Source organism: Streptomyces thermoalcalitolerans (assembly GCF_039525155.1).
Taxonomy (GTDB): domain Bacteria; phylum Actinomycetota; class Actinomycetes; order Streptomycetales; family Streptomycetaceae; genus Streptomyces; species Streptomyces thermovulgaris.
The window spans coordinates 1-22,777 of record NZ_BAAAHG010000014.1 but is presented as its reverse complement, the minus strand read 5'-3'; the positions used below and the strand labels follow the sequence as shown (position 1 = coordinate 22,777).

The window sequence follows — 22,777 nt, the reverse complement described above, 5'->3', positions numbered from 1 at the left end:
GGGAGCAGATGACGGCTCAGCGCGAGTTCGGCACAGTGGTCTTCGACCTGGACGGGGTGCTCATCGACAGCTTCGCGGTCATGCGCCAGGCGTTCGCCATCGCCTACCGGGAAGTCGTGGGCGAGGGAGAGCCGCCCTTCGAGGAGTACTGCACCCACCAAGGGCGTTACTTCCCGGACATCATGCGTCTGATGGGCCTGCCCCCGCAGATGGAGCAGCCCTTCGTCGAGGCCAGCCACCGGCTCATCGCCGAGGTCGAGGTGTACCCGGACGTACCCCTGCTGCTGAAACGGCTGCGCGAGTGCGACATCCGCACCGGCATCGCCACCGGGAAGTCCGGCGCCCGGGCGCGCACCGTCCTCGAGGCGGTGGGCCTGTTCCCGCTGCTGGACACGGTCGTCGGCAGCGACGAGGTCCCGCACTCCAAGCCCGCGCCCGACATCGTCCACGAGGTGTTGCGCCGGCTCGGCGCCGGGCCCGAGGACGCCGTGATGGTGGGGGACGCCGTCATCGACATCCAGAGCGGCCGGGCCGCCGGAACGGCCACCGCGGCGGCGTTGTGGGGGGAGACCGCTCCGGAGCCCCTGCGCGCGGAGCGCCCCGACTTCGTCCTGGAGCGTCCCACCGATCTGCTGGCGCTCGTCTCCGGCGGGGTGGTCCGATGAGCACCAAGGCCCCACGTTTGCGCTTCAGCATCGTTGCCCCGCAGGGCACCAACCTCGAACTGGCCGGGTTCGACGGAGCAGCCGCCTGGCGGACCCTGGCCGACACCGCGGCGCTGGCCCGCACCTGCGGTTACGACACGCTGTGGCTGGAGGACCGCACGGACACCCTGCCGCGCCGGGAACTGCAGCCGGTGACCGAGTGCTGGACCGCGCTCGGCGCCCTCGCGGCGACCGTCCCGGACATCGGACTGGGTCTGCTCAGCGCGGCTCCGCCGCACCGCAACGCCCTCCTGCTCGCCAAGCAGGCGGCAGGCGTCGACATCATCTCCGGCGGCCGCTTCACCCTGGGACTGTCCATGGCCCCGCACCTGCCGGAGCACGTCGCCGCGGGCACGGTCCGCCCCGGGACCGGGACCGGGCCCGCCCTCGCCGAGACGATCGAGGCACTGCGGTCCCTGTGGTCCGGCATCCGCACCAGCGTCGACGGCACCGCCTTCACGCTCGCGGGAGCCCACGCGGTGCCCGTCCCGGTCCAGTCCCGGCTGCCCCTGGTGGTCCGGGTGGACGCGGCCCACCCCGACGCCCCAGGCCTGCTGCCGGAGGCAGCGGTCCGCCAGTGCGCCGCCGTGCAGTGGCAGGGAGAACCCGATGAAGTGGCGCGCGCCGTGACGGAGTTCGGGCTGCGACGGGAGAAACTCGGCCTGGATCCCGCCGGAACGCGGCATGCGCTGCTGGCCGAGTGCCGGGTCTTCGACGACCAGGTGAGCCGGGACCGGTGGCTCGCCTCCCCGCACGTGGTGGCGTTCTGGAGCCACCACCCCGACCTGCTGGCCCTGCGCAGTCTGTACGGGACCGTCGAGCAGGTCCTCGAACGCGCCGAGCGTTATGCCGCCGCCGGGGTGACGGAGTTCGTCCTGTGGTTCCGCGATTATCCGAAGACCGAGAGCCTGCGCCGGGTCGCCGAGGAAGTCGCACCGCGGCTGCCGGCGCCGGCCCACGGCACGGACACCGAGGAGGTGTAGGCGTGCCGGCGTCCACCGCGACCGTCGGCTATCTGTCGGATGCCTGGCTGTCCCTGGCCGCCGGGCTGCACCCCGCACCCGACCCCGGCCGGCGCAGCACCGTCGCCCTCCGCCTGACGGTCACCGACCCTCCCCCCGAAGTCCACGCCACGGTCGACGTGCGTGTCGACCTCGAGCACGGCCGGCTCGCGGTCGCCCCGGCGGCCGGCGATCCGCCCGGACTGCTGATCACCCTCCCGTACACCGCCGCGTACACCCTTCTGCTCGGCGCCGCACGGCCCCGCGCGGAACTGCTGGAGAGCGGTGATGTCACCATCACCGGCAACTTCAGTCTGCTGTTCTTCATCGACGCGGCGCTGCAACGCGACCGCAGCGGCCATGTCGCCGCTCTGCGTGCCGCCACCGCCGTACCCCCGGGGCACGTGCCGCGGGAGGAACCGAGGACCGAGGGGACGCAGGCCCGGGCCGAGTGCGGCCAGAGCGACCGTGAGAGCCTTGCCCGGGCCGCCGACACCTTGCCCGGCACCCTGCGGGAGCTGCGCCGCGAGGTGGGCACATCCACCCCGGGAGCGCAGTTCTACGCCTCCTGGGACGGGAAGGTCCTGGCCGACGTCGGCCTCGGCCTGGCCCGGCCCGGCGTCGCCATGACCGCGCAGTCCGCACCCCTGTGGTACTGCTGCGCCAAACCGCTGCTGTCGGTCGCGCTCGGCCAGCTGTGGGAGGCCGGGGACTTCGACCCCTACCGTCCGGTCGCCCACTACCTGCCCGAGTTCGGTACCAGGGGCAAGTCCCGCATCACCTCGATGGAGTTGCTCTGCCACACCGGACCGGTGCCCACGGGCCTGGACCCGCTGCACGGAGTGGTGACGGGCCCGGACGCGGAACGGCTGCGGCGCGCTTTCGGCATGCGGGTCCCGCTCAAGTCCCCCGAGGACCGGCCGGGCATCAACTACAGCCAGTGGTGGGCCTGGTTCGTGCTGGCCCGTCTGCTGCCCGCCATCGACGGCCGCGACTACGTCTCCTACGTCGAACAGCAGATTCTGCGCCCCTGCGGCATGGAGCGCACCCGGGTGTGCCTGACCCCCCAGGACTACGCCGCGTACGGCGACCGGCTCCCGCTCATCCATGTGTCCAACCTGGGCGACATACCACAACCGACCTACTTCTGGTCGACGCGCGGCGCCACCACCCGCTGCGTTCCCGGAGTGAACACCCGAGGTCCCCTCAGCGACCTCGGCCGCCTGTTCGAGATGCTGCTGGACAACGGGACCGCCCCCGGCGGGCGTGTCCTGGCGCCGACGACCGTGGCCGCCCTCACCGCCCGTCATCGCACCGGGCTGACGGACCGGTACGGAAACGCCGACTGGGGCTTCGGTCTCCGTCTCGAGTCCCGCTCGCTCGGAGCCGAGTACACAAGCTTCTCGCGCCATGCCTCCCCGCGCTCCTTCGGCCACGACGGGCTGTGGACCGCCGTCGTCTTCGCCGACCCGGAGGCCCGTCTCACCGTGGCCGTCCATCTCAACGGCAAGGTGGAGCACGAGCGGCACCGCGAACGCATCCTGCGGATCGCCGACGCCGTCTACCAGGACCTCGGGCTCACCTGAGACCGCAGCAACCCGTCGACAGCTTTGGCATCCCACACCCCGGAAAGGCGTCCGATGGCACAACAGCCCGCTCCGCCCGCTCTTCCCGTCCCCGACGAGGTCGGCCGGCTCTACGACCGCTACACCGACCTCGGCAGCGCCACACTGGGCGAGAACCTGCACTTCGGATACTGGGACACCCCGGACAGCACCGCCTCGCTGGAGGAGGCGACCGACCGGCTGACCGACCTGCTGACGGACCGCCTGCGCATCGGCCCCGGCTCCCGGGTGCTGGACCTCGGCTGCGGCACGGGCCGGCCCGCCCTCCGGATCGCCGCCCGCACCGGGGCGGACGTCACCGGCATCTCCGTCAGCCACAAGCAGATCGAGCGGGCCACGGCGGCGGTCGCCGGGCACGATCTGGCGGACCGGGTCCGCTTCGAACGGGCCGATGCGATGGATCTGCCGTTCGCCGAGGCCTCCTTCGACGCCGTCATCGCCCTGGAGTCCATCATCCACATGCCCGACCGCGCCCACGTCCTGCGTCAGGTGGCCCGGGTGCTGCGGCCGGGCGGCCGGCTGGTGCTCACCGATTTCTTCGAACGCGCACCGATCCCCGACACGGGGCGGCCCGCCGTCGAGCGGTATCTGCGCGAGTTCATGATGACGATGGTCCAGGCGGAGGACTACCCGCCCCTGCTGCGCCGGGCCGGGCTGTGGTTCGAGGAGATGACCGACATCAGTGAACCCACCCTGCGCCGTACTTTCCTCGAGCTGTCCGCGCGGATCAGCAGGTCCGCGCAGCAACTGGCCGCCGACTACGGGGAGGAACTGGTCGAGCAGTTCAATCCGGCCGACATGACGGACGTCAAGGAATTCGGTCATCTGCTCGTTGTGGCTGTGCGGCCCGTTCACTGAGACGGACACTCGGCGTCGAGCGGCCCGGAGCTCCCGGCCGTGGAGCGGGCGCACCGCACCCTCGACGGCCGCCTCCGCCACGTGCGGCACGACCAGGCCGCCCACCGCGCCGTCGTCAGCGGCGGCGGCTTCGACGCCGAGGACCACGCCCTCCGGGACGGTGGGCGCGAGACCGTTGTCGCGGCCGTCTCGCAGGGCGCCTGCGGCCGTGCCGCGATCACCTCGCCGGCCCGTACGGGCCCGCTCGTCCGGGTGTGCGGTGCCGAGGGCGCCACCGTGGACCGGATCGACCGGCCCGAGCTGTCCCGCGGCACCCGCGCGAACTGCTGGTGAAGACCCTTGGCGGCACCCTGCGTGCCATCGAGGAGCTGGATCAGGCCCAACCCGGCCCCCGCACCCGCCCGCCGTGACGACTGAGCGGACCTGTGCCCTCGCCCCGTGCCCCGGCTCGGCTCCCGACGGACCCGGCCCCGGAGAACATCGGTACGGCCGTTGATGCTGAGGACGATCATGGTCGGGCAGCCCAGCGGCCGGAGGCCCCGCCGGGGTGCGTGGAAAGACCCTTGGGCGGGTGTCGGTGCCGGCTGCGGTCCGCTTCGCGCCGGTGGAGTTTCCGACGGACGAGCAGGCTGCGGCATACGGGAGGTCCGCTGACGGCGACGGCGAGGACCGGTACCCCACGGGCCGTGCGTCACCTCACGTCACAAAATCCCGGGCCGGGCCTGCGGCCGGGACTCGGCGAGGGCGAGGGCGGTGATGGCCCCGAGCAGGATCACCGTGCCCACGACGGTGGCCGCGGTGAGCCGTTCGTCAAGGAACAGCACGGCCAGGCCGGTAGCGCTGACCGGTTCGAGGAGCATCGTCACCGAGGCGGTGGCGGCCCTGAGGACGGCGACGCCGGCGAAGTACAGCGGGTAGGCGAGCGCCGTGGTGACGACGGCGATGTACAGCATCGGCAGCGCCGCCTCGGTGAGGTTTCCGCCTTGCGGAAGAAGGCCCTCGTGAAAGGCCGGCGGCAGCATCACGGCCGCGCCGATGAGGAAGGACCACAGGGTGAGGGTGAAGGCGTCCTCGCCGGTGCCGTGCCGTCCGGCCCATCGGCCCAACAGGTTGGAGACGGCATAACCGGTGGCGGACAGCAGCGCCATCGCCACGCCCACGGGATGGACGACGCCGGGCTGATTGCCCAGCACGAGCACGGTCAGTCCGGCCGGCGCGCCGGCGACGGCCTGCACTCCGGCGCGGCCGATGCGCTCGCCCAGGAACAGGCGCCCGCCGACGGCCGTGAACACGGGTGCGGCGCCGAGCGTGACGATGGTGCCCACCGCCAGGCCGGTGTCCTCCACGGCGGCGAAGTAGGCGGTCTGGAAGACGGCCAGCCCGACTCCGGTGCCCACCAGCAGCACACGTCGCCCGGCAGGCTGCGGCGCGCGGGGTCCCCCGCGGGACGGGCGCGGCGCCCGGGCGGGCAGCAGCAGCACCGCTCCGGCCAGGAAGCGCCAGAACGAGATGGCCAGGGGCCCCAGATCGCTGGTCCGGTAGATGACTTCCACGGCCGCGCCGGTGGTTCCCCAGGCGATTCCGGCAAAGGCGAGGAAGGCGAAGCCGCGCCGTACCGGGAGCGAGCCGGTCGAGCGGTTCCCGCCCCGGCCCGGCGCCTCCGCGTCGACGGTGAGGTCCTGTGAGGTCTTCATCTCCTCACCGTGCGCCGCCGCGCACGATGCACAAAATGCATCCAGTCCACCATCGATACGCTGGACGTATGGATGTGCGCGGAGGAAACCATGCGGGGCTGGAGCTGAAGCATCTGCGCTGCCTGGTCGCCATCGTCGACACCGGCAGCTTCACGGACGCGGCCCTGGAGCTGGGCGTCTCCCAGGCCACGGTCTCCCGCACCCTGCTCGCCCTGGAGAAGACCTTGGGGGTGCGGCTGCTGCACCGCACCAGCCGCACGGTCGAGCTCACCAAGGCGGGTGCACAGGTCCTGGCCCGAGCCCGTCTGCTGCTGGCCGGCGCGGACGAACTCGTCGCCGAGGCCGCCTCCGGACACAGCCGCCTGCACATCGGTCACGCCTGGTCGGCCTTCGGGCGTCACACCACCGAGTTCCAGCGCCGCTGGCGCCACGACCACCCCGACGTCGAGCTCCGGCTCGTTCGCCACAACTCCGCCACCGGAGGGCTTGCCGAAGGGCTGTGCGACCTCGCGGTCATCCGCGGCGCTCTCGACCTCACACCCTGGTCGCATGCCTTCGTCGGTCACGAGGACCGCTGTCTGGCCCTCGCCTCCGACGACCCCTGGGCCCGCCGCCGCAGCATCCGCCTGGCCGAAGTCGCCACCCGCACCCTCGCCCTCGACCGCCGCACCGGCACCACCACCTTGAACCTGTGGCCCGAGACCGAGCGGCCCGCCGCCGAGTACGTCCACGACATCGACGACTGGCTCGCCGCCATCGCCTCCGGCCGCTGCGTCGGTGTCACCCCCGAGGCCACCGCGGCCCAGTACCGCCCCTCCGGCATCACCTACCGTCCCCTGCGCGACGCGGAGCCCGTCCCCGTCCACCTCATCTGGCGCAGGCAGGACCCTCACCCCGCCACCCGCGCCGCCGTCGCCCTGGCCATCGAGCTCTACCGCGCAGACCGCCGAGCCCCGGCACGCTCTCACGGATGAACGCCGGGCGCGGCGGGCCGCCCGCCACCCTGAAGATTTCTTGAAGTGAGCAATCGTTAACCGGTGACGGGATCTTTGCGATCGGGCATACTCACAGCGCACAGCCGCAGGTCAGCAGCTTCCGTGACCCGGACACCGGCCTTGCGGCTGAGCCCGAGAAAGACCCGGCGGAGTGGCCTCACCCAAGGGCACGTCCGCCGATGTGCCCGAAAAGGGAGGAGAGCGTCGCCATGCCCGACCGCGCCCTGCAGCCGGTGGACCGGCAACTGCCCACGGACGAGGCCCGGGACCTGATCTCGCTCGTCCGTGACATCGCACAGAACGAGATCGCCCCCAAGGCGGCCGAGGAGGAGGAAGCGGGACGCTTCCCGCGCGAGATCTTCACCCTGCTGTCCCGCTCGGGACTGCTCGGCCTGCCCTACGACTCCGAGTACGGCGGCGGCGACCAGCCCTACGAGGTGTACCTCCAGGTGGTCGAGGAGCTGGCCGCGGCCCGTCTCACCGTCGGTCTGGGCCTGAGCGTGCACACCCTCGCCTCGTACGGGCTCGCCACCTACGGCACCAAGGAACAGCAGGTCGAGCACCTGCCCGCCATGCTCGGCGGCGGCCTGCTCGGCGCGTACGCCCTCTCCGAGCCCGCCTCCGGCTCCGACGCGGCCTCGCTGCGCACCAAGGCGGTCCGGGACGGCGACGACTGGGTGATCACCGGGACCAAGGCCTGGATCACCCACGGCGGGATCGCCGACTTCTACACGGTCATGGCCCGCACCGGAGGGGAGGGCCCGCGCGGCGTCACGGCCTTCCTGGTGCCCGGTGACGCCGAGGGCCTGACCGCCGCGGCCCCGGAGAAGAAGATGGGCCTGAAGGGGTCGCCCACCGCCCAGATTCACCTGGACGGAGTACGGGTCCCCGACAGCCGGCGTCTGGGGGAGGAGGGGCAGGGCTTCTCCATCGCCCTGTCCGCGCTCGACTCGGGCCGGCTCGGCATCGCGGCCTGCGCCATCGGGCTCGCCCAGGCCGCCCTGGACGAGGCGGTCGCCTACGCCACCGAGCGGAAGCAGTTCGGACGGCCGATAGCGGACTTCCAGGGACTGCGCTTCATGATCGCCGACATGGCGACACAGATCGAGGCGGGCCGCGCGATGTACCTGGCGGCGGCGCGGCTGAGGGACGCCGGCCGGCCGTTCGCGAAGCAGGCGGCCATGGCCAAGCTGTTCTGCACGGACACGGCGATGAGGGTGACCACCGACGCCGTCCAGATGCTCGGCGGGTACGGCTACACCGCGGACTTCCCGGTCGAGCGCTACATGCGCGAGGCCAAGGTCCTGCAGATCGTCGAGGGCACCAATCAGATCCAGCGGATGGTCATCGCCCGTCACGTCGCGGGACCCGAGACCCGCTGAACAGCCCGAGGCCGGCCGGGGGCGCCACCAGCCGCGCCCACTCCGGGTCATGACGTCCCGGGAGGGTACGGCCCCGGTCGGCCCAGGCACGTACCAGCTCGCGGTAGATCGGCGGGTCCTGGGCCTGCACCGGAGCAGGCGGGAGCGATTCCACGGGCGGCGGTGGTACGAACACGCGGCGCCGACGCGCGACTGCCGTCTGGGTGGTGGTCATACCCGTACCAACGCACTGCACGGCGGACAGGTCACCCCTGTGGGGAATCGAGAGTGAGTTCAGGGGCGTCCGGGGCCGGCGGCGGTGCGGGCCGGTCCGGGTCACGACGCCCCGGACCCGCACACGGACCCGGCTCCACGACGGCCCGGCCGGAGCCCTGCGGTGGGCCCGCACTAGGACGCGGGCCGGAGCGGGGCGCGGGAGCGGGCCCCGCGGGAACCGGCGACGTCGCTCAGGCGGCGTGACGGCGCATCGCCGGTACGCGCATCGGGCGTGAGCCCGGGCCGCCGACGTGCGAGAAGGGCTGTGTGCGCCAGTCGAGCCCCTGAGGGAGCGTCAACAGCAGCGCGGTGTCCTGCTCCTGGGGTGCGAAGGACTCGTCCGCGGGGCGGGCTTCGGACGCCGGGCGGCCCGTACCGGAGCAGACCGTGAGCCCGAACGGGTCCCACGGAGAGGCGCACAGCGCGTGCTCCGGCAGAACCTCCTCGTCCGGGAACAGGGCGATGGGCTGCGCGCACTCCGGGCAGATCACCCGGTACATCTCGAAGGTGTCGTAGGGATCGGGCTCCTCGTCGTCCAGGGCGTCGTCGGCGTCGGACTCCCTCCACTGAGGCGGGAGTCCGGCCGTCGGCTGCCGTCGCTTGGACATGGAACGACCAGGGCGCTTGACACTCTGCATGGGATTCTCCCCCTAAAACTGGGCGGTGAAGGCGCTGCGGCCTCGACCACAGCAAGCACTTCCCGTCCGGTCCTGGCGATAATCACGAGAACATCACGGAAGGCCTCCAGGGTGTGTGGCATTCGTCACATGCCGCCCGCAGATGCCCGCCGCAGAGACCTCCGCGGCATCACGAACGGGCGCATGAACGGGGGCGCTGAGCTGTCCGGGGGAACGGGCTGCCGGTAGGTTCTTGCGCCATGGAGGAGCTGGACCGACAGATCGTGCAGCTGCTCGTCAAGGACGGGCGGATGAGCTACACCGACCTGGGCAAGGCCACGGGCCTGTCCACGTCGGCCGTGCACCAGCGGGTGCGGCGGCTGGAGCAGCGCGGCGTCATCCGCGGATACGCCGCGGTCGTCGACCCCGAGGCCGTGGGGCTGCCCCTGACCGCCTTCATCTCGGTCAAACCCTTCGACCCCAGCGCCCCCGACGACATCGCCGACCGCCTGGCCTGCGTCCCGGAGATCGAGGCCTGCCACAGCGTCGCCGGCGACGAGAACTACATCCTCAAGGTCCGTGTGGCCACCCCCCACGAACTGGAGGAGCTCCTGGCACGGGTCCGCACGCTGGCGGGCGTCTCCACCCGCACGACGGTGGTCCTGTCGACCCCGTACGAGTCCCGGCCTCCTCGCATCTGAGCGCCGCCGGGCGGGACTGCGGGCCGCACCCGCGTCCGGCCCGTTCGGCCCGTTCGGTTCGTTCGGTCCGTGCCCGCCCGCGGGCGTCACCCGCCGTCCCCCGTCCGCCGGGGTGCGTGCGGCGGTGCCCCGAAGGGGCGGGAGACTGGTGCCCATGAGTGAGCGCAGTGTTGACGACCGGACCGTTCTTCTTCGCCGGGGCCAGATCCACAGCCCCGCCGACCCGTTCGCGACCGCGATGGTCGTCGAGAGGGGACAGGTGGCGTGGGTCGGCTCGGAGGGCGCGGCGGACGCGTTCGCGGACGGCGTCGACGAGGTGATCGACCTGGACGGCGCACTCGTCACCCCGGCGTTCACCGATGCCCATGTGCACACCACCGCGACCGGTCTTGCGCTCATCGGCCTGGACCTGTCCGACGCCCCCTCCCTGGAGGCGGCACTGGCCCGGGTGCGGGACTTCGCCGCCGCCCGCCCCGACGACCGCGTGCTGCTCGGGCACGGCTGGGACGCGGCCCGCTGGCCCGGCGGCCGTCCCCCCACGCGCGCGGAGCTCGACGAGGCCACCGGTGGCCGTCCCCTCTACCTGAGCCGGATCGACGTCCACTCCGCCGTCGTCACCACGGCCCTGCTCGACCTGGTGCCCGAGGACCTGGGCACCGTGGACGGCCCGCTGACCGGCGAGGCCCACCACGCCGTCCGCGCCGCCGCGCTCGGCGCGATCACCCCCGCCCAGCGCACCGAGGCACAGCGCGCCGCGCTCGCCCACGCCGCCTCCCGGGGCATCGGGACCGTGCACGAGTGCGGCGGTCCGCGCATCTCCTCCGAGGAGGACTTCACGGGCCTGCTGGCGCTCGCCGCCGAGGAACCGGGCCCCCGGGTCGTCGGCTACTGGGCGGAGGAGGACGTCGACAAGGCGCGGGAGCTCAAAGCGTTCGGCGCCGCCGGCGACCTCTTCGTCGACGGCTCCCTCGGCTCGCACACCGCCTGCCTGCACGCGCCGTACGCCGACGCACCCCACACCGGAACCGCCCACCTCGACGCGGCCGCCGTCGCCGCCCATGTCGTCGCCTGCACCGAGGCGGGCCTCCAGGCGGGCTTCCACGCCATCGGCGACGCCGCCGTCACCGCCGTCGTCGACGGCACGCGCGCCGCCGCCGAGAAGGTCGGCCTCGCCCGGATCCGCGCCGCCCGGCACCGTGTCGAGCACGCCGAGATGCTCACGCCTGAGACCATCGCCGCCTTCGCCGAACTCGGCCTGACCGCGTCCGTGCAGCCCGCCTTCGACGCCCTGTGGGGCGGCGAGGACGGCATGTACGCCCGGCGTCTGGGCGCCGGGCGGGCCCGGACGCTGAACCCCTTCGCGGCCCTGCTGCGCGCCGGCGTCCCGCTCGCCTTCGGCTCCGACAGCCCCGTCACCCCGCTGGACCCGTGGGGCACGGTCCGCGCGGCGGCCTTCCACCGCACCCCCGAGCACCGCGTCTCGGTGCGCGCCGCGTTCACCGCGCACACCCGGGGCGGCTGGCGGGCGGTCGGACGGGACGACGCCGGAGTCCTGGTGCCGGGTGCCCCCGCGGACTACGCGGTGTGGCGCGCCGGCGACCTCGTCGTCCAGGCTCCCGACGACCGGGTCGCGCGCTGGTCGACCGACCCGCGCTCCGGCACCCCCGGGCTGCCCGACCTCACCCCCGGCCGTGACCTGCCCGTCTGTCTGCGGACCGTGGTGGGCGGACGGACCGTGTTCGTACGGCCGGGCGAGTGATCTCCGGAGGCGGTGCGGGATCGCCGGTCACCGGCCGCCGTTCCGTCGCGCGACCTGAGCATCCTGGGCGTCGGCCGGGCGCGGAGGAACGTTCGCCCGGGGTGGCCGTCCGGTTGACAGACGACGGCGGGGGACGGGTAGGTTCTGCCGGGTCCATCACCGGACGCCCGGCCGGGGGACCTTCGTACCCGCGTCACGGCGTCGCTGGGTCAGGGGCGGTGCGCCGCACGGCGGCACCGCCACCGGGAGCCAGGCCCAGCGCCCGCGGCGGCGGAGCGGTCCGGACGGCCGGCAAGGTGTGATCCGGGTGTGACCCGGGTGGGGCCCGGGCGCTCAGTAGACAACGGCCTTCGGTCGATCCGCAGCCAGCGGGTCCCAGGTCGGCCCGAAGGGCACCCGGCCCCCATCCGCCGGACAAAGAGCCGCCACACGCTCAAAACGGTCATCTCTACCCCGTTGCCGCCCGCTCAACACCCCTGGACGGGCGTCGTGTCACGCTCCCGCAGGTCGGGCCCACTAAGGTGGTCCTCCGCGTACGGACATGAAAGGGCAGCAGTGAACCACGGCGACGGCACCCTCGCGGCTGGGGCCCAGGACAGGCGGCTCGGGCCGCTCGGCACGGCCTTGGTGATCATTCCGACCTACAACGAGGCGGAGAACATCAAGCCGATCGTGGGCCGGGTACGCAAGGCCGTTCCCGAGGCACACGTCCTCGTGGCCGACGACAACAGCCCCGACGGCACCGGCAAGCTCGCCGACGAACTGGCGGCCGGGGACGACCATGTGCACGTGCTGCACCGCAAGGGCAAGGAGGGCCTGGGCGCCGCCTACCTCGCGGGCTTCCGCTGGGGGCTGGAGCGCGACTACGGCGTCCTGATCGAGATGGACGCCGACGGCTCCCACCAGCCCGAGGAGCTGCCCCGGCTGCTGACCGCGCTCAAGGGCGCCGATCTGGTGCTGGGCTCCCGCTGGGTGCCGGGCGGACGCGTGGTGAACTGGCCCCGAACCCGCGAGTTCATCTCCCGCGGCGGCAGCATGTACTCCCGTCTCGCCCTCGACCTGCCCCTGCGGGACGTCACCGGCGGCTACCGGGCCTTCCGCCGGGAGACGCTCGAGGGCCTGGGGCTGGACGACGTCGCCTCACAGGGCTACTGCTTCCAGGTCGACCTGGCCCGCCGTGCCGTCAAGGCGGGCTACCACGTCGTCGAGGTCCCCATCACCTTCGTCGAGCGGGAGCACGGCGACTCCAAGATGAGCCGTGACATCCTCGTGGAGGCGCTGTGGCGGGTCACCGCGTGGGGTGTGAAGGAGCGTGTGACCAAGATCACCGGACAGGGCGGCAAGGGCAAGGGCCGGCGGTAGTGCTTATCCGGCACTGAGCCGGCGCCAGGCACACTGGGGGTATGACAACAGGCGCTCCGACCCCTCCGCGCTCCTCCCGGCCCCGGCACTCCCGGCTGCGCAGGTATCTGCCCCTGGGCGTCGCGGCGTGGCTGGTCCTGGAGATCTGGCTGCTGACCCTGGTCGCGGGCGCGACGAACGGGTTCACGGTCCTGCTTCTGCTGGTGGCCGGCCTCGTCCTCGGCGCGGCGGTGATCAAGCGGGCCGGACGGCGCGCCTTCCAGGACCTCAACGAGGCCCTGCAGCGGGGCGGTGTCCCTTCCGCAGGCCGTGGCAGCAACGGCCTGACGATGCTGGGCGGCCTGCTGCTGATGATCCCCGGCCTGGTCTCGGACGCGATGGGGCTTCTGCTGCTCCTCCCGCCGGTCCAGCGGGCGGTGAGCGGCTACGCCGGGCGCAGGCTCCGCGTCTCCGCTCCCGGCACCCTGGGCGACGTCTTCCAGCAGGTCCGCATCCACCACCCCGACGGCAAGGTGGTCCAGGGCGAGGTCATCAGGAAGGAGCCGACGGACGACGGCTCGCAGGAGCAGCGTCCCCCTCTGACCCGCTGAGAGCGGCTGACCCGGTGAGAGCGGCCGCTCCGCCCCGATGAGGCCCGATGAGGAAGGACGACCGGGCATGACGCGGCCCGTCCGGCGCTCAAGGACGAACGGGACCCGGGGCGGGGGCGTGGCCCCGGGAACAACGGCCCCGCGGGCACCGCAGGACCGGGCCGCGGGCACACCAAACCGCGGGCACCGCACGCCGGAGTGCGGTGCCCGCGACCACTCATGTGCACTGTGACGCGGCCCAGGCCTCGCGGGGACTACGCGCTCTTGCGGCTGTCCCGCGGGTGGACGGCGATGTTCATCGCACCGCTGCGCAGAACGGCCAGGCGCTCCTCGAGGACCTCCTCGAGCTCCTCCCGGGTGCGCCGTTCCATCAGCATGTCCCAGTGCGTGCGCGCAGGCTTGGCCTTCTTCTCCTCGGGACCGTCGCCGTTCACCAGGAGTGCCTGGCCTCCGCAGACCCTGCACTCCCACTCCGGCGGGATCTCCGCCTCGACCGAGAAGGGCATCTCGAAACGGTGCCCCTTCTCGCATGCGTACTCCACGGCCTGGCGCGGAGCCAGGTCGATACCGCGGTCCGTCTCGTAGCTGGTCACCACGAGGCGCGTGCCGCGAAGAGCTCGCTCACTCATGAATCGTGCCTCCCGGGCTTGTCGCCCACAGGACAGGTGTCGCTGTCGTCGTCATCCGGTCAACGTCCGGTCGGCGGTAAAGATTCCCGTTCCGAGGTCCCGTTCCGGGTCATGCGTCGCCGTCGTAGCCGCAGCCTTGTCAACCAGTGCAGTACCCACCGACGCCCGGTTTGTCACATCTGTCGGGAGATGTCACCCCGCGTTTTGCATCCTCTGGCGCGCAGTAACGGTACGCCTGGCAAGCCAAATGCGCACACTAGCGCTTTTTCGCCTCGAGCGCTAAATCCGGCCAGGAACCGGATTGCCCGCATCGGCGATCGCGCGCCGCATCGGGATCCGGGCCAGCAGCACGAACCCGATCACGAAGAACGCCACCAGCGAGAGGACCGCGTCCCGGTAGCTGCCGGTCAGCTGATAGGTGAGCCCGAACAGCAGCGGTCCCAGCCAGCTCATGCCGCGGTCGCTCATCTCGTACGCCGAGAAGTACTCGGCCTCCTTGCCGGGCGGGATCAGATGCGAGAACAGCGACCGGGACAGCGCCTGGCTGCCTCCGAGGACCAGCCCGATCCCGGCGGCCAGGACGAAGAACCACACCGGCGCCCCGGCCGGCAGGAAGTACCCGGCCGCCAGCGTCGCCGTCCACGCGGCCAGTGACCCCAGGATCGTGCGCTTGGTTCCGTGGATCCGGGCCAGCCATCCCATGCCGAGCGCTCCCGCGACCGCCAGCACCTGCACCATCAGCACCGCCGTGATGAGCGTCGACTGACTCAGCCCGAGCTCCCGGGAGCCGTACACCGAGGCCTGCGAGATCACCGTCTGGATGCCGTCGTTGTAGACGAGGTAGGCGAGCAGAAAGGCCAGGGTGAGCGGTTTGCTCCGCATGTCCCGCACGGTCGACGCCAGCTGCCGCCAGCCGTGCGCGGACGGCGCCGCGGGGGTTCCCGCCGCACGGCGGTCGCGCAGCCGCTTCAGCGGTATGAGCGCGAAGAGCCCCCACCACAGACCGGCCGAGGCCAGGCAGATGCGCACGGCCATCGCCTCCGAGACCCCGAAGGAGTCGTGGGCGGTGAACAGCGCCAGGTTCGCCAGCAGGACCAGGGCGCCGGCCGCGTAGCCGAAGGCCCAGCCGCGCGAGGACACCGCGTCGCGCTCCTCGGGCGGGGCGATCTGCGGAAGGTAGGAGTTGTAGAGGACCATCGAGACGGCCACCGCCGCATTGGCGACGACCAGCAGAAGACCGCCCAGCAGATAGCGGTGGCCGTCCAGGAAGAACAGTCCCGTGGTGGCGCCGGCGCCCACATAGGCGGCGGTCGCCAGCAGCGGTTTCCTGCGGCCGGTGCGGTCGGCCGCCGCGCCCGCGAGCGGCATCAGCACGATCGCCACGACGACGGACGCCGAGACGCAGTACGCGAAGAACGACCCGGCCCGCACCGGGATCCCCAGCGGGTGCACGAACCCGTCCGCGTCCGCCGCGGACTCGGCGACCGCGGTGAGATAGGGGCCGAGGAACACGGTGAGCACGCTGGTCGAGTAGACGGAGCACGCCCAGTCGTAGAAGTACCAGCCGCGCTGTTCGCGCCGTCGCTCGGCCGTCTCGCCGGCCGCCTGCCGTGCCCGCACGGTGTCGCCGCCCATCCGTGTCCTCGCTTCCCCGTGGTGCCGCTGGTGCCGGTCCGCGACGACGGGCCGGGGACGGCCGGGGCCTTCAGACCCAGACGCCCCGGTCCTCCATGACCTTCCGCAGCGTGCCGATGTGATCGGTCATGATGCCATCGACCCCCAGGTCCAGGAGCCGGTGCATCTGCGCGGGGTCGTTGACGGTCCACACGTGCACCTGCAGCCCGCGCGCGTGCGCGGCGCGGACGAACAGCGGATCGACCACCGGAATGCCCGAGTGGGAGACCGGCACCTGCGCGGCCACCGCGGACCGGCGCAGCACGGCCGGCAGGCCCCAGGACCGCAGGCGCAGCCCCAGGACCCCGCGCGTGCCGTACGACGTCGCAAGGCGCGGCCCGGCCAGCCGCTGGGCCCTGGCCGCACGTGCCTCGGAGAACGAGCCGACACAGACGCGCTCCCACGCGTTCGCCCGCTCGATCAGGTCCAGCAGGGGGAGCAGGGCGGACTCCGCCTTGACGTCGACGTTCCAGCGGACCTCGGGGAAGGTCTCCAGCAGCTCCTCGAACAGCGGCACCGGCTCCAGGCCCGCCACGCGCGCCTGCCGGACGTCCTGCCACGGCAGGTCCGCGATCCGGCCCGTGCCGTCGGTCACCCGGTCCAGGGTCGCGTCGTGGAAGGCGACGAGCCGGCCGTCCGCCGTGGCGTGGACATCGGTCTCCATGTAGCGGTAACCGAGACCGGCCGCGCGCCGGAACTGCGCCACGGTGTTCTCCAGACCGCCGGCCGCCCCGCCGCGGTGCGCGAAGGGGATGGGCCCCGGGTGGTCGAGGTACGGGTGGCGTACGAGCGTGGTCACGGATGCAGTATCGCCCGTTCGGGTGGTGTCGCGGCATCGGCCGGGGTGCCGGCGGGTGCCGCCGGGACGGCGAACAGGCGCAGGAACAGCTGGGCCAGCGGGCCGATGGCCAGCGCGTACAGGACCGTACCGACGCCGATCGTCCCGCCGAGGGCGAAGCCGGTGACCACGACCGTCACCTCCAGGACGGTGCGCATCAGACGGATCGAACGGCCGGTGCGCCGGTGCAGCCCGGTCATCAGCCCGTCCCGCGGGCCGGGCCCGAAGCGGGCGGCGATGTAGAGACCGGTGGCCATGCCGTTGAGGACGACACCCGCCACGAGCAGAAGGACGCGTACGGTCAGGGAGTGGACGCCGGGCAGCAGGGCGAGGGTGCCGTCCATGGCGAGACCCACCACGACGACATTGGAGACCGTGCCGAGTCCGGGGCGCTGACGCAGCGGGACCCACAGCAGCAGCACCACCGCGCCGACGACGACCGTCACCACGCCGATCGTCAGGCCGGTGAGCTCGGCCAGACCCTGGTGCAGCACGTTCCAGGGCTCCAGCCCCAGGTCCGCCCGGACGAGAAACGCGGAGCTCACGCCGTACAGCGTGAGTCCCGCGTAGAGCTGGATCAGCCGTCGTCCGAGACGGGTCTGTCTCATCTGTGTTGTCCGTGTTGGCACAATGTCCCCCCTGGTGGTGGAAGTGGCCTGGCTGCATGACACTTTGTGGCGGGAGGAGACACCCCCTCCATGGCCAATACGGGGAAGGTGGACTGGTTTCGATGGCGCAGTGGACCTCGGTGATGGGCGCCGCACAGCTCGCCCGGCTGCTCAAGTCCCAGCAGCCCCGCCCGGCGGGTCCCGACGGCCGCCGCCCGCCCGTCTACCGGGCGCTCGCCGACGGCATCCGGCTGCTGGTGCTCGAAGGCCGTGTCCCGGTGGCCGCCCGGCTGCCCGCCGAGCGCGAGCTGGCCCTGGCCCTCGCCGTCAGCCGCACCACGGTCGCCGCCGCCTACGAGGCCCTGCGCACGGAGGGCTTCCTGGAGTCCCGGCGCGGCGCGGGCAGCTGGACCGTGGTGCCGGCCGGCAACCCGCTGCCCGCGCGCGGACTCGAGCCCCTGCCGCCGGAGGCGCTGGGCTCGATGATCGATCTGGGCACCGCCGCTCTGCCGGCCCCGGAACCCTGGCTCACCCGGGCCGTGCAGGGCGCGCTGGAGGAACTGCCGCCCTACGCCCACACGCACGGCGACTACCCGGCCGGGCTGCCCGCGCTGCGGTCGATGATCGCCGAGCGGTACACCGCTCGCGGGATCCCCACCATGCCGGAACAGATCATGGTGACGACGGGTGCCATGGGCGCCATCGACGCCATCTGCCATCTCTTCGGGGGCCGCGGTGAGCGCATCGCCGTGGAGTCGCCCTCCTACGCCAACATCCTGCAGCTGATGCGGGAGGCGGGGGCCCGGCTGGTGCCCGTGGCCATGGCCGAGGGGCTGGCCGGATGGGACCTGGACCGCTGGCGCCAGGTGCTGCGCGAGGCGGCGCCCCGGATCGCCTATGTCGTCGCCGACTTCCACAACCCGACCGGCGCGCTCGCCGACGAGGACCAGCGGCGCCGGCTGGTGGAGGCGGCGCGCTCGGCGGGGACGGTGCTCGTCGTCGACGAGACGATGAGCGAGCTGTGCCTGGAGCCGGACCTGGAGATGCCGCGGCGGATGTGCGGATTCGACCCCGCGGGCTCCACGGTGATCACCGTCGGCTCGGCCAGCAAGGCCTTCTGGGCCGGGCTGCGCATCGGCTGGGTGCGGGCCGCCCCCGACGTGATCCGCAGCCTGGTCGCCGCCCGGGCCTATGCCGACCTGGGCACGCCGGTGCTGGAACAGCTGGCCCTGAACTGGCTGTTCACCACCGGCGGCTGGGAGAAGGCCGTGGAGATGCGGCGCGGCCAGGCCCGCGGCAACCGCGACGCCCTGGTCGCGGCGGTCCGACGGGAGCTGCCCACCTGGGAGTTCCAGGTCCCCGACGGCGGCCTCACCCTGTGGGTGCGCACCGGCGGCCTCTCCGGGTCCCGCATCGCCGAGGCCGGTGAACGCGTCGGCGTCCGTGTCCCCTCCGGCCCCCGCTTCGGCGTGGACGGTGCCTTCGAGGGCTATGTCCGGCTGCCGTTCACGGTCGGCGGGGCGGTGGCGGAGGAGGCAGCCGCCCGCCTGGCAGCGGCGGCCCGCCTGGTGGAGACGGGGACACCGGCGGGCAACGGGACCCCGAGGACATTCGTGGCGTAGCCGCCGCACCGCCGCGGGGACCGCTCAGGAACTCAAGAAGGCTTGACCAGGGAGGTCCTGGTGCCGGCAGCCGCGCTCTCCGGGACGGTCTGCCCGTCGGCCGGCGTCGTCCTCGGCGGCAGCAGGTCGAGCACGGCCTGCCGCCACGCCTCGCTCACCGCGTCGTCGTAGGGGTCCGGTGTCGCGGGTACCTGCAACCGGTGCACCGCCTTCGTCCCCAGCCGCGCATACCCCCGCCCGGGGGGCACGACCGCCGGCGGCGTCGTGTGCGGCGGCGCCCCCAGCACCTCCTCGATCTGCTCCGCCGTCGCCGCCCCGAGCACCACGCGCGCGCGTGTGTGCTGCCGCACCGCATCGCTCAGTGCCTCGGCGGTGTCGAACTGCTCCGCCACGACGACCGTCACCCCCACCGCACGCCCGTGCCGCAGCGGCACCTGCAGCAGATCCTGCGGGTTCGTGCGCCCCTCCGCGGCGGCCAGGTGCGTGAACGTGGCCGGCCGGTCGAGCAGCAGCCACAGCGGCCTCCTGGTGTCCTTCGGCGGCGGCTGTCCCGCCTGCCGCGCACGGCCCACGGCGATCAGCCGGCGCTCGGTCTCAGTGGCCGCCCACTCCAGGCTCGCCAGCACCCCGGGCAGCCCGCACTCGACCGCGAGCACCCCGTCCCGGCCGACCAGACAGGCGTACTCGCCGGTGCTGCCGCCGTCGGCGATCAGCACGTCGCCGTGCTGGAGGGCCTGCAGCGCGATGGACCGCAGCAGGGTCGACGTGCCGCTGCCGGGCTGCCCCAGGGCCAGCAGGTGCGGCTCGGTGGAGCGCGGGCCCGTGCGCCAGACGACCGGCGGCACGTCGTGCTTCTCCTCATCCCAGGTGAGGGGAAGGGTGCGCGGGACCTCACCGGGGTCGGTGAAGCCGAGCACGGTCTCGCCCGGGGCGGTGACGAAACGCTGGGCGGCGATGCCGGTGGGCAGCGGTGCGAGCGCGGTGACCGTCAGCTGGTTGCTCTCCTCGTCCCAGGTGAAGAGGTACTCGCGACCGCGTCCGGCCTTGGCGGCCAGCAGGTGCTCGATGCGCGTGCGGGACTCGGGCTCGCCGTCGGTGAAGTACGCGGGATAGCGGATCACCAGGTGACGCAGGCGGCCGGAGTCGTCGAACTCGTAGGCGGGGAAGGCCTTCTCCCACGCGCCGCCGTGGGAGTAGAGCGGCTCGGGGTCCTTGGCCGCCGAGAAGTACGGGACCAGGGCCTCGTACAGCGAGGCCAGGCGCTGGACGCGGGAGGCGTCGGGCTCCTCGGGCTGCCGCGGGGTGCGGTCGCGGCCCTGCCAGGCCGCCGCCGCCATCAGCAGGACGGCGGCGAGCAGCGGACCGTACGGCACCGTCACCACCACCAGGAGCACGGAGGCCGCCAGGAACAGCAGGGGTCCGCGCCGGTCCTTCGGGGTCTTCGACCAGGTGCGCCATGCGGCCCCGGCCAGCCGGCGCAGACCACGGGTGACGATGATCAGCGGGTGGAGGACGTCGGCGGCGCTGTCCGCCGCCGTCCGGGCCAGCTCCCGGCTCCGGGCGAGCTGCGCACTGCCTGTGCTCAGAATGCGGGGGAGGGGGCGCCGGGCCACTGCTGCCTCCTGGAAGTGCGAACGGGCGGGAGCGGCGTCAGAACCTCACCCCGCCGAGCAGGCTCGCCAGGCTCTCGCCGCCGGCCTTGATGCTCGGGGCGATGGCCGTGCTCGCCAGGTAGAAGCCGAACAGGGCCGATACGCACGCGTGGGAGGGCTTCAGACCGTCCTTGCGGAAGAACACGAAGACGATGATGCCGAACAGAACGACGCCTGAGATGGAGAGGATCATGTGAGGTCACTCCTGGTGTCGAGGGGACAGTCACCCTGAGTTCTTCCAGGATCACAGCATGTGTCTATATGACAAAAGGTGCAAACGGGTGGAATTTTCGTTGTTTCATGCGCTCAGCGGAGGCGGATGAGCCGGTCGAGCAGCACTGTTGCACTCGACGGCCTCTGTGGTGATCTTTGCCTCGGGAGCATCCGGCTCATGTGCCGTGCGAGCCAGTACGCTGGCGATTCACCCGTACGGCCCTGGCCCGTGCGTGCCGCCGTACGGGTGCTCCCCGCAGTAACCGACGTGTGCAGCGAGAGGCGGTCCGGCCGATGAGCGAAGCCCCCGACCCCAAGGTCGTGGAGCTGGCGACAAAGATCTTCGATCTGGCCCGGCAGGGGCAGACCGAGGCGCTCGCGGCGTATGTCGACGCGGGTGTCCCGGCCGACCTCACCAACGACCGCGGCGACTCCCTGGTGATGCTCGCCGCCTACCACGGCCATGCCGGCACGGTCCGTGCGCTGCTGGCCCGTGGCGCCGACGCCGACCGCGTCAACGACCGGGGCCAGACCCCCCTCGCCGGAGCGGTCTTCAAGGGCGAGGAGGAAGTGATCAGAGCCCTTCTGGAGGGCGGCGCCGACCCGTTTGCCGGTCTGCCGTCGGCCGTCGACACGGCCCGGATGTTCGGCAGGACCGAGCTGCTGGAGCTGTTCGGCGAGCAGTGAACTCCCGGGCCGGGAGCCGGCGCCCGTCCCCTCCGGCCGGGCGCCGGGACGACGACCGGCCGGACACCGGGACGAAAACGAGGGACAACGAGGGATGCGGTACGGGGCCGCCCGAAATTTCGGTCGCGGCGGCGCGGACACCGGGTCATCATGACGTCGTGATTCACGGACGCGACGGCTGGGCAGGTGTTGCCGCACCACGCGGACCGTGATGCGGCCCGCACGGGCCACCGACGAGAGGCAGAGGAAGATGGTCTACAGCAAGCAGCGGACGGCGGGCGCCCCGACGTGTTGTCGCGCGGCCAGGTAGTGCGTGGTCCCCGGTTGCGTCGACGCTTGATGTGAGGCTGTTTCCCATGTTCGATCCGGTCATAGCGCCCAGCGGTACGCTGCTCGGCCTGCTGCAGCGGGGCCGCGGCGACGGCACGCTGCACGCACTCACCGCCCCGCGTGCCGAAGCGCTCGCGGCACTGAACCACTGTGTGCTGCACGATCCCCGCCACGACTGGCAGGTGGAGAACCGCTCCCTGTACTACGCCCGGCTCTTCCTCGACCTGAACGGCGGACTGGACGAGATCGAGGCCCACCTCTTCGGCCCCGAGGACGCCCTCGACACCGACGAGTCACGCACCGGCCTCGCCCTCGCCGTCCTCGGACACCTCGCCTCCTACGGCAGACGGGACGCCCTGGTCCTGCTGCGCGGGTACGCGGCCACGGGCACCAACTGGGCCTGGGCCCTGGACGAACTGGCCCTCAGGGACGACGACGCCGGGCTGCGCGCCCTCGCCGCCCCCGTTCTCGCCCGTTTCCCCACCGACGCCGAGGGCGAGGCCGCGCTGGCCGCGGCCGTACGCGACGCCTTCGAACCCCGGCCATGGCGGCTGTGGGCCGACGACCCGCGCGCATCGATCGCCGCACGCGTGCGTGCCGCCCGCGAGGCCGGCTGCTTCGCCCGCTGGGAGCGGCAGCTGCGCCCCACCGGGCCACGCCCCGGATGGAGCGTGCAGGCGGTGTTCGAGTGGGCCCAGCAGGGCGCCGAACGCGGCACCGCCCTCCATGTCCCGGCCGCCCGGTGCCTCGCCGCCGTCGCCGGCCCCGAGGACCGGCCCCAGATCCTCCGCGCCGCCCGGGAGGGCACCGACGCGGCCCGCTGCGCGGCCCTGCGCTATCTCGCCGACGGTGACGACCCCGCCGCCCTCGACCTGATCGAAGCGGCCGTGGCCGACGGCTCGGCCACCGTGCTGGAGGCCGCCGTCGACGCCTTCGAACGCATGCGCGGCGCCGCCGCCGTCGACCGTGCGCGCGGCTGGG

21 protein-coding genes and 1 pseudogene are annotated in these 22,777 nt (G+C 72.7%); 14 read left to right on the top strand and 8 right to left on the bottom strand.

All coding sequences use genetic code 11. From position 1 onward, the window contains the following. The first annotated feature begins 8 nt into the window (after nucleotides 1-8). From ABD224_RS11150 to ABD224_RS11130, 5 genes and pseudogenes are all read left to right on the top strand, one after another. A complete protein-coding gene (locus ABD224_RS11150; protein WP_344049268.1) occupies nucleotides 9-665 on the top strand; it encodes an HAD-IA family hydrolase in 657 nt (218 codons plus the stop codon). Then, entirely contained in the window at nucleotides 662-1,687 is a 1,026-nt protein-coding gene (locus ABD224_RS11145; protein WP_344049267.1) for an LLM class flavin-dependent oxidoreductase, read from the top strand. The genes ABD224_RS11150 and ABD224_RS11145 overlap by 4 nt, the downstream gene beginning before the upstream one ends. 2 nt (nucleotides 1,688-1,689) lie before the next feature. Next, nucleotides 1,690-3,291: a serine hydrolase domain-containing protein gene (locus tag ABD224_RS11140; protein WP_344049266.1), complete on the top strand. Its 1,602-nt coding sequence runs from the start codon at nucleotides 1,690-1,692 to the stop codon at nucleotides 3,289-3,291. A 54-nt stretch (nucleotides 3,292-3,345) separates the two neighbouring features. Next, nucleotides 3,346-4,188, top strand: a complete 843-nt coding sequence (locus ABD224_RS11135) for an SAM-dependent methyltransferase (RefSeq protein WP_344049265.1) — start codon at nucleotides 3,346-3,348, stop codon at nucleotides 4,186-4,188. Between the two features lie 12 nt (nucleotides 4,189-4,200). Further along, nucleotides 4,201-4,605 (top strand): annotated as a pseudogene (locus tag ABD224_RS11130) (TetR family transcriptional regulator); the annotation flags it as partial. Nucleotides 4,606-4,889: 284 nt separating this feature from the next. Here the strand turns inward: ABD224_RS11130 and ABD224_RS11125 are convergent. Continuing rightward, nucleotides 4,890-5,882, bottom strand: a complete 993-nt coding sequence (locus ABD224_RS11125; protein ID WP_344049263.1) for a DMT family transporter — start codon at nucleotides 5,880-5,882, stop codon at nucleotides 4,890-4,892. Nucleotides 5,883-5,950: 68 nt separating this feature from the next. Between ABD224_RS11125 and ABD224_RS11120 the strand changes: the two genes are divergently transcribed. Continuing rightward, nucleotides 5,951-6,856 (top strand): LysR family transcriptional regulator, encoded by a 906-nt coding sequence (locus ABD224_RS11120; protein WP_344049262.1) that lies wholly within the window; start codon nucleotides 5,951-5,953, stop codon nucleotides 6,854-6,856. 230 nt (nucleotides 6,857-7,086) lie between these two features. Further along, nucleotides 7,087-8,259 (top strand): acyl-CoA dehydrogenase family protein, encoded by a 1,173-nt coding sequence (locus tag ABD224_RS11115; protein WP_344049261.1) that lies wholly within the window; start codon nucleotides 7,087-7,089, stop codon nucleotides 8,257-8,259. 446 nt (nucleotides 8,260-8,705) lie between these two features. On the opposite strand, the gene ABD224_RS11110 is transcribed toward ABD224_RS11115, so the two are convergent. Beyond that, complete coding sequence (locus ABD224_RS11110) at nucleotides 8,706-9,152, bottom strand: hypothetical protein (protein ID WP_344049260.1); 447 nt, start codon at nucleotides 9,150-9,152, stop codon at nucleotides 8,706-8,708. 239 nt (nucleotides 9,153-9,391) lie between these two features. On the opposite strand from ABD224_RS11110, the gene ABD224_RS11105 reads away from it, so the two are divergent. From ABD224_RS11105 to fxsA, 4 genes are all read left to right on the top strand, one after another. Continuing rightward, nucleotides 9,392-9,832 carry an Lrp/AsnC family transcriptional regulator gene (locus ABD224_RS11105; protein WP_344049259.1) on the top strand — a complete coding sequence of 147 codons (441 nt, stop codon included), beginning with the start codon at nucleotides 9,392-9,394 and terminating at the stop codon, nucleotides 9,830-9,832. 154 nt (nucleotides 9,833-9,986) lie between these two features. After that, entirely contained in the window at nucleotides 9,987-11,591 is a 1,605-nt protein-coding gene (locus ABD224_RS11100) for an amidohydrolase (protein ID WP_344049258.1), read from the top strand. A 555-nt stretch (nucleotides 11,592-12,146) separates the two neighbouring features. Beyond that, the gene (locus ABD224_RS11095; RefSeq protein ID WP_344049257.1) at nucleotides 12,147-12,953 is read left to right on the top strand and encodes a polyprenol monophosphomannose synthase; all 807 of its coding nucleotides are present in this window, start codon (nucleotides 12,147-12,149) and stop codon (nucleotides 12,951-12,953) included. A gap of 41 nt (nucleotides 12,954-12,994) precedes the next feature. After that, nucleotides 12,995-13,543 carry an FxsA family membrane protein gene (gene fxsA, locus ABD224_RS11090; RefSeq protein WP_344049256.1) on the top strand — a complete coding sequence of 183 codons (549 nt, stop codon included), beginning with the start codon at nucleotides 12,995-12,997 and terminating at the stop codon, nucleotides 13,541-13,543. Between the two features lie 254 nt (nucleotides 13,544-13,797). On the opposite strand, the gene ABD224_RS11085 is transcribed toward fxsA, so the two are convergent. The 4 genes from ABD224_RS11085 to yczE form a co-directional block, all read right to left on the bottom strand. Continuing rightward, nucleotides 13,798-14,172, bottom strand: a complete 375-nt coding sequence (locus ABD224_RS11085; RefSeq protein WP_344049255.1) for an RNA polymerase-binding protein RbpA — start codon at nucleotides 14,170-14,172, stop codon at nucleotides 13,798-13,800. Nucleotides 14,173-14,451: 279 nt separating this feature from the next. Continuing rightward, complete coding sequence (locus ABD224_RS11080; protein WP_344049254.1) at nucleotides 14,452-15,807, bottom strand: MFS transporter; 1,356 nt, start codon at nucleotides 15,805-15,807, stop codon at nucleotides 14,452-14,454. Between the two features lie 70 nt (nucleotides 15,808-15,877). Next, entirely contained in the window at nucleotides 15,878-16,645 is a 768-nt protein-coding gene (locus tag ABD224_RS11075) for a glycerophosphodiester phosphodiesterase family protein (protein WP_344049253.1), read from the bottom strand. Continuing rightward, nucleotides 16,642-17,292 (bottom strand): membrane protein YczE, encoded by a 651-nt coding sequence (yczE, locus tag ABD224_RS11070; RefSeq protein WP_344049252.1) that lies wholly within the window; start codon nucleotides 17,290-17,292, stop codon nucleotides 16,642-16,644. The genes ABD224_RS11075 and yczE overlap by 4 nt, the downstream gene beginning before the upstream one ends. Before the next feature lie 122 nt (nucleotides 17,293-17,414). On the opposite strand from yczE, the gene ABD224_RS11065 reads away from it, so the two are divergent. Next, nucleotides 17,415-18,914 carry an SCO1417 family PLP biosynthesis transcription factor gene (locus tag ABD224_RS11065; RefSeq protein WP_344049251.1) on the top strand — a complete coding sequence of 500 codons (1,500 nt, stop codon included), beginning with the start codon at nucleotides 17,415-17,417 and terminating at the stop codon, nucleotides 18,912-18,914. A 32-nt stretch (nucleotides 18,915-18,946) separates the two neighbouring features. On the opposite strand, the gene ABD224_RS11060 is transcribed toward ABD224_RS11065, so the two are convergent. Together ABD224_RS11060 and ABD224_RS11055 are read right to left on the bottom strand one after the other, a co-directional pair. Continuing rightward, nucleotides 18,947-20,527 (bottom strand): hypothetical protein, encoded by a 1,581-nt coding sequence (locus tag ABD224_RS11060; RefSeq protein ID WP_344049250.1) that lies wholly within the window; start codon nucleotides 20,525-20,527, stop codon nucleotides 18,947-18,949. Between the two features lie 37 nt (nucleotides 20,528-20,564). Then, entirely contained in the window at nucleotides 20,565-20,759 is a 195-nt protein-coding gene (locus ABD224_RS11055; protein ID WP_067398097.1) for a hypothetical protein, read from the bottom strand. 314 nt (nucleotides 20,760-21,073) lie between these two features. On the opposite strand from ABD224_RS11055, the gene ABD224_RS11050 reads away from it, so the two are divergent. Both ABD224_RS11050 and ABD224_RS11045 read left to right on the top strand, forming a co-directional pair. Continuing rightward, nucleotides 21,074-21,466 (top strand): ankyrin repeat domain-containing protein, encoded by a 393-nt coding sequence (locus ABD224_RS11050; protein WP_344049249.1) that lies wholly within the window; start codon nucleotides 21,074-21,076, stop codon nucleotides 21,464-21,466. A 356-nt stretch (nucleotides 21,467-21,822) separates the two neighbouring features. Beyond that, the coding region (locus tag ABD224_RS11045; RefSeq protein ID WP_344049247.1) for a HEAT repeat domain-containing protein at nucleotides 21,823-22,777 on the top strand (955 nt) is incomplete at its 3' end.

Coding starts and splice junctions, on each gene's coding strand:
- ABD224_RS11100 (WP_344049258.1), top strand. CDS start 9,987: ATGAGTGAGCGCAGTGTTGACGACCGGACCGTTCTTCTTCGCCGGGGC.
- ABD224_RS11105 (WP_344049259.1), top strand. CDS start 9,392: ATGGAGGAGCTGGACCGACAGATCGTGCAGCTGCTCGTCAAGGACGGG.
- ABD224_RS11085 (WP_344049255.1), bottom strand. CDS start 14,172: ATGAGTGAGCGAGCTCTTCGCGGCACGCGCCTCGTGGTGACCAGCTAC.
- ABD224_RS11110 (WP_344049260.1), bottom strand. CDS start 9,152: ATGCAGAGTGTCAAGCGCCCTGGTCGTTCCATGTCCAAGCGACGGCAG.
- ABD224_RS11120 (WP_344049262.1), top strand. CDS start 5,951: ATGGATGTGCGCGGAGGAAACCATGCGGGGCTGGAGCTGAAGCATCTG.
- ABD224_RS11115 (WP_344049261.1), top strand. CDS start 7,087: ATGCCCGACCGCGCCCTGCAGCCGGTGGACCGGCAACTGCCCACGGAC.
- fxsA (WP_344049256.1), top strand. CDS start 12,995: ATGACAACAGGCGCTCCGACCCCTCCGCGCTCCTCCCGGCCCCGGCAC.
- yczE (WP_344049252.1), bottom strand. CDS start 17,292: ATGAGACAGACCCGTCTCGGACGACGGCTGATCCAGCTCTACGCGGGA.
- ABD224_RS11150 (WP_344049268.1), top strand. CDS start 9: ATGACGGCTCAGCGCGAGTTCGGCACAGTGGTCTTCGACCTGGACGGG.
- ABD224_RS11135 (WP_344049265.1), top strand. CDS start 3,346: ATGGCACAACAGCCCGCTCCGCCCGCTCTTCCCGTCCCCGACGAGGTC.
- ABD224_RS11055 (WP_067398097.1), bottom strand. CDS start 20,759: ATGATCCTCTCCATCTCAGGCGTCGTTCTGTTCGGCATCATCGTCTTC.
- ABD224_RS11080 (WP_344049254.1), bottom strand. CDS start 15,807: ATGGGCGGCGACACCGTGCGGGCACGGCAGGCGGCCGGCGAGACGGCC.
- ABD224_RS11050 (WP_344049249.1), top strand. CDS start 21,074: ATGAGCGAAGCCCCCGACCCCAAGGTCGTGGAGCTGGCGACAAAGATC.
- ABD224_RS11125 (WP_344049263.1), bottom strand. CDS start 5,882: ATGAAGACCTCACAGGACCTCACCGTCGACGCGGAGGCGCCGGGCCGG.
- ABD224_RS11065 (WP_344049251.1), top strand. CDS start 17,415: ATGGCGCAGTGGACCTCGGTGATGGGCGCCGCACAGCTCGCCCGGCTG.
- ABD224_RS11145 (WP_344049267.1), top strand. CDS start 662: ATGAGCACCAAGGCCCCACGTTTGCGCTTCAGCATCGTTGCCCCGCAG.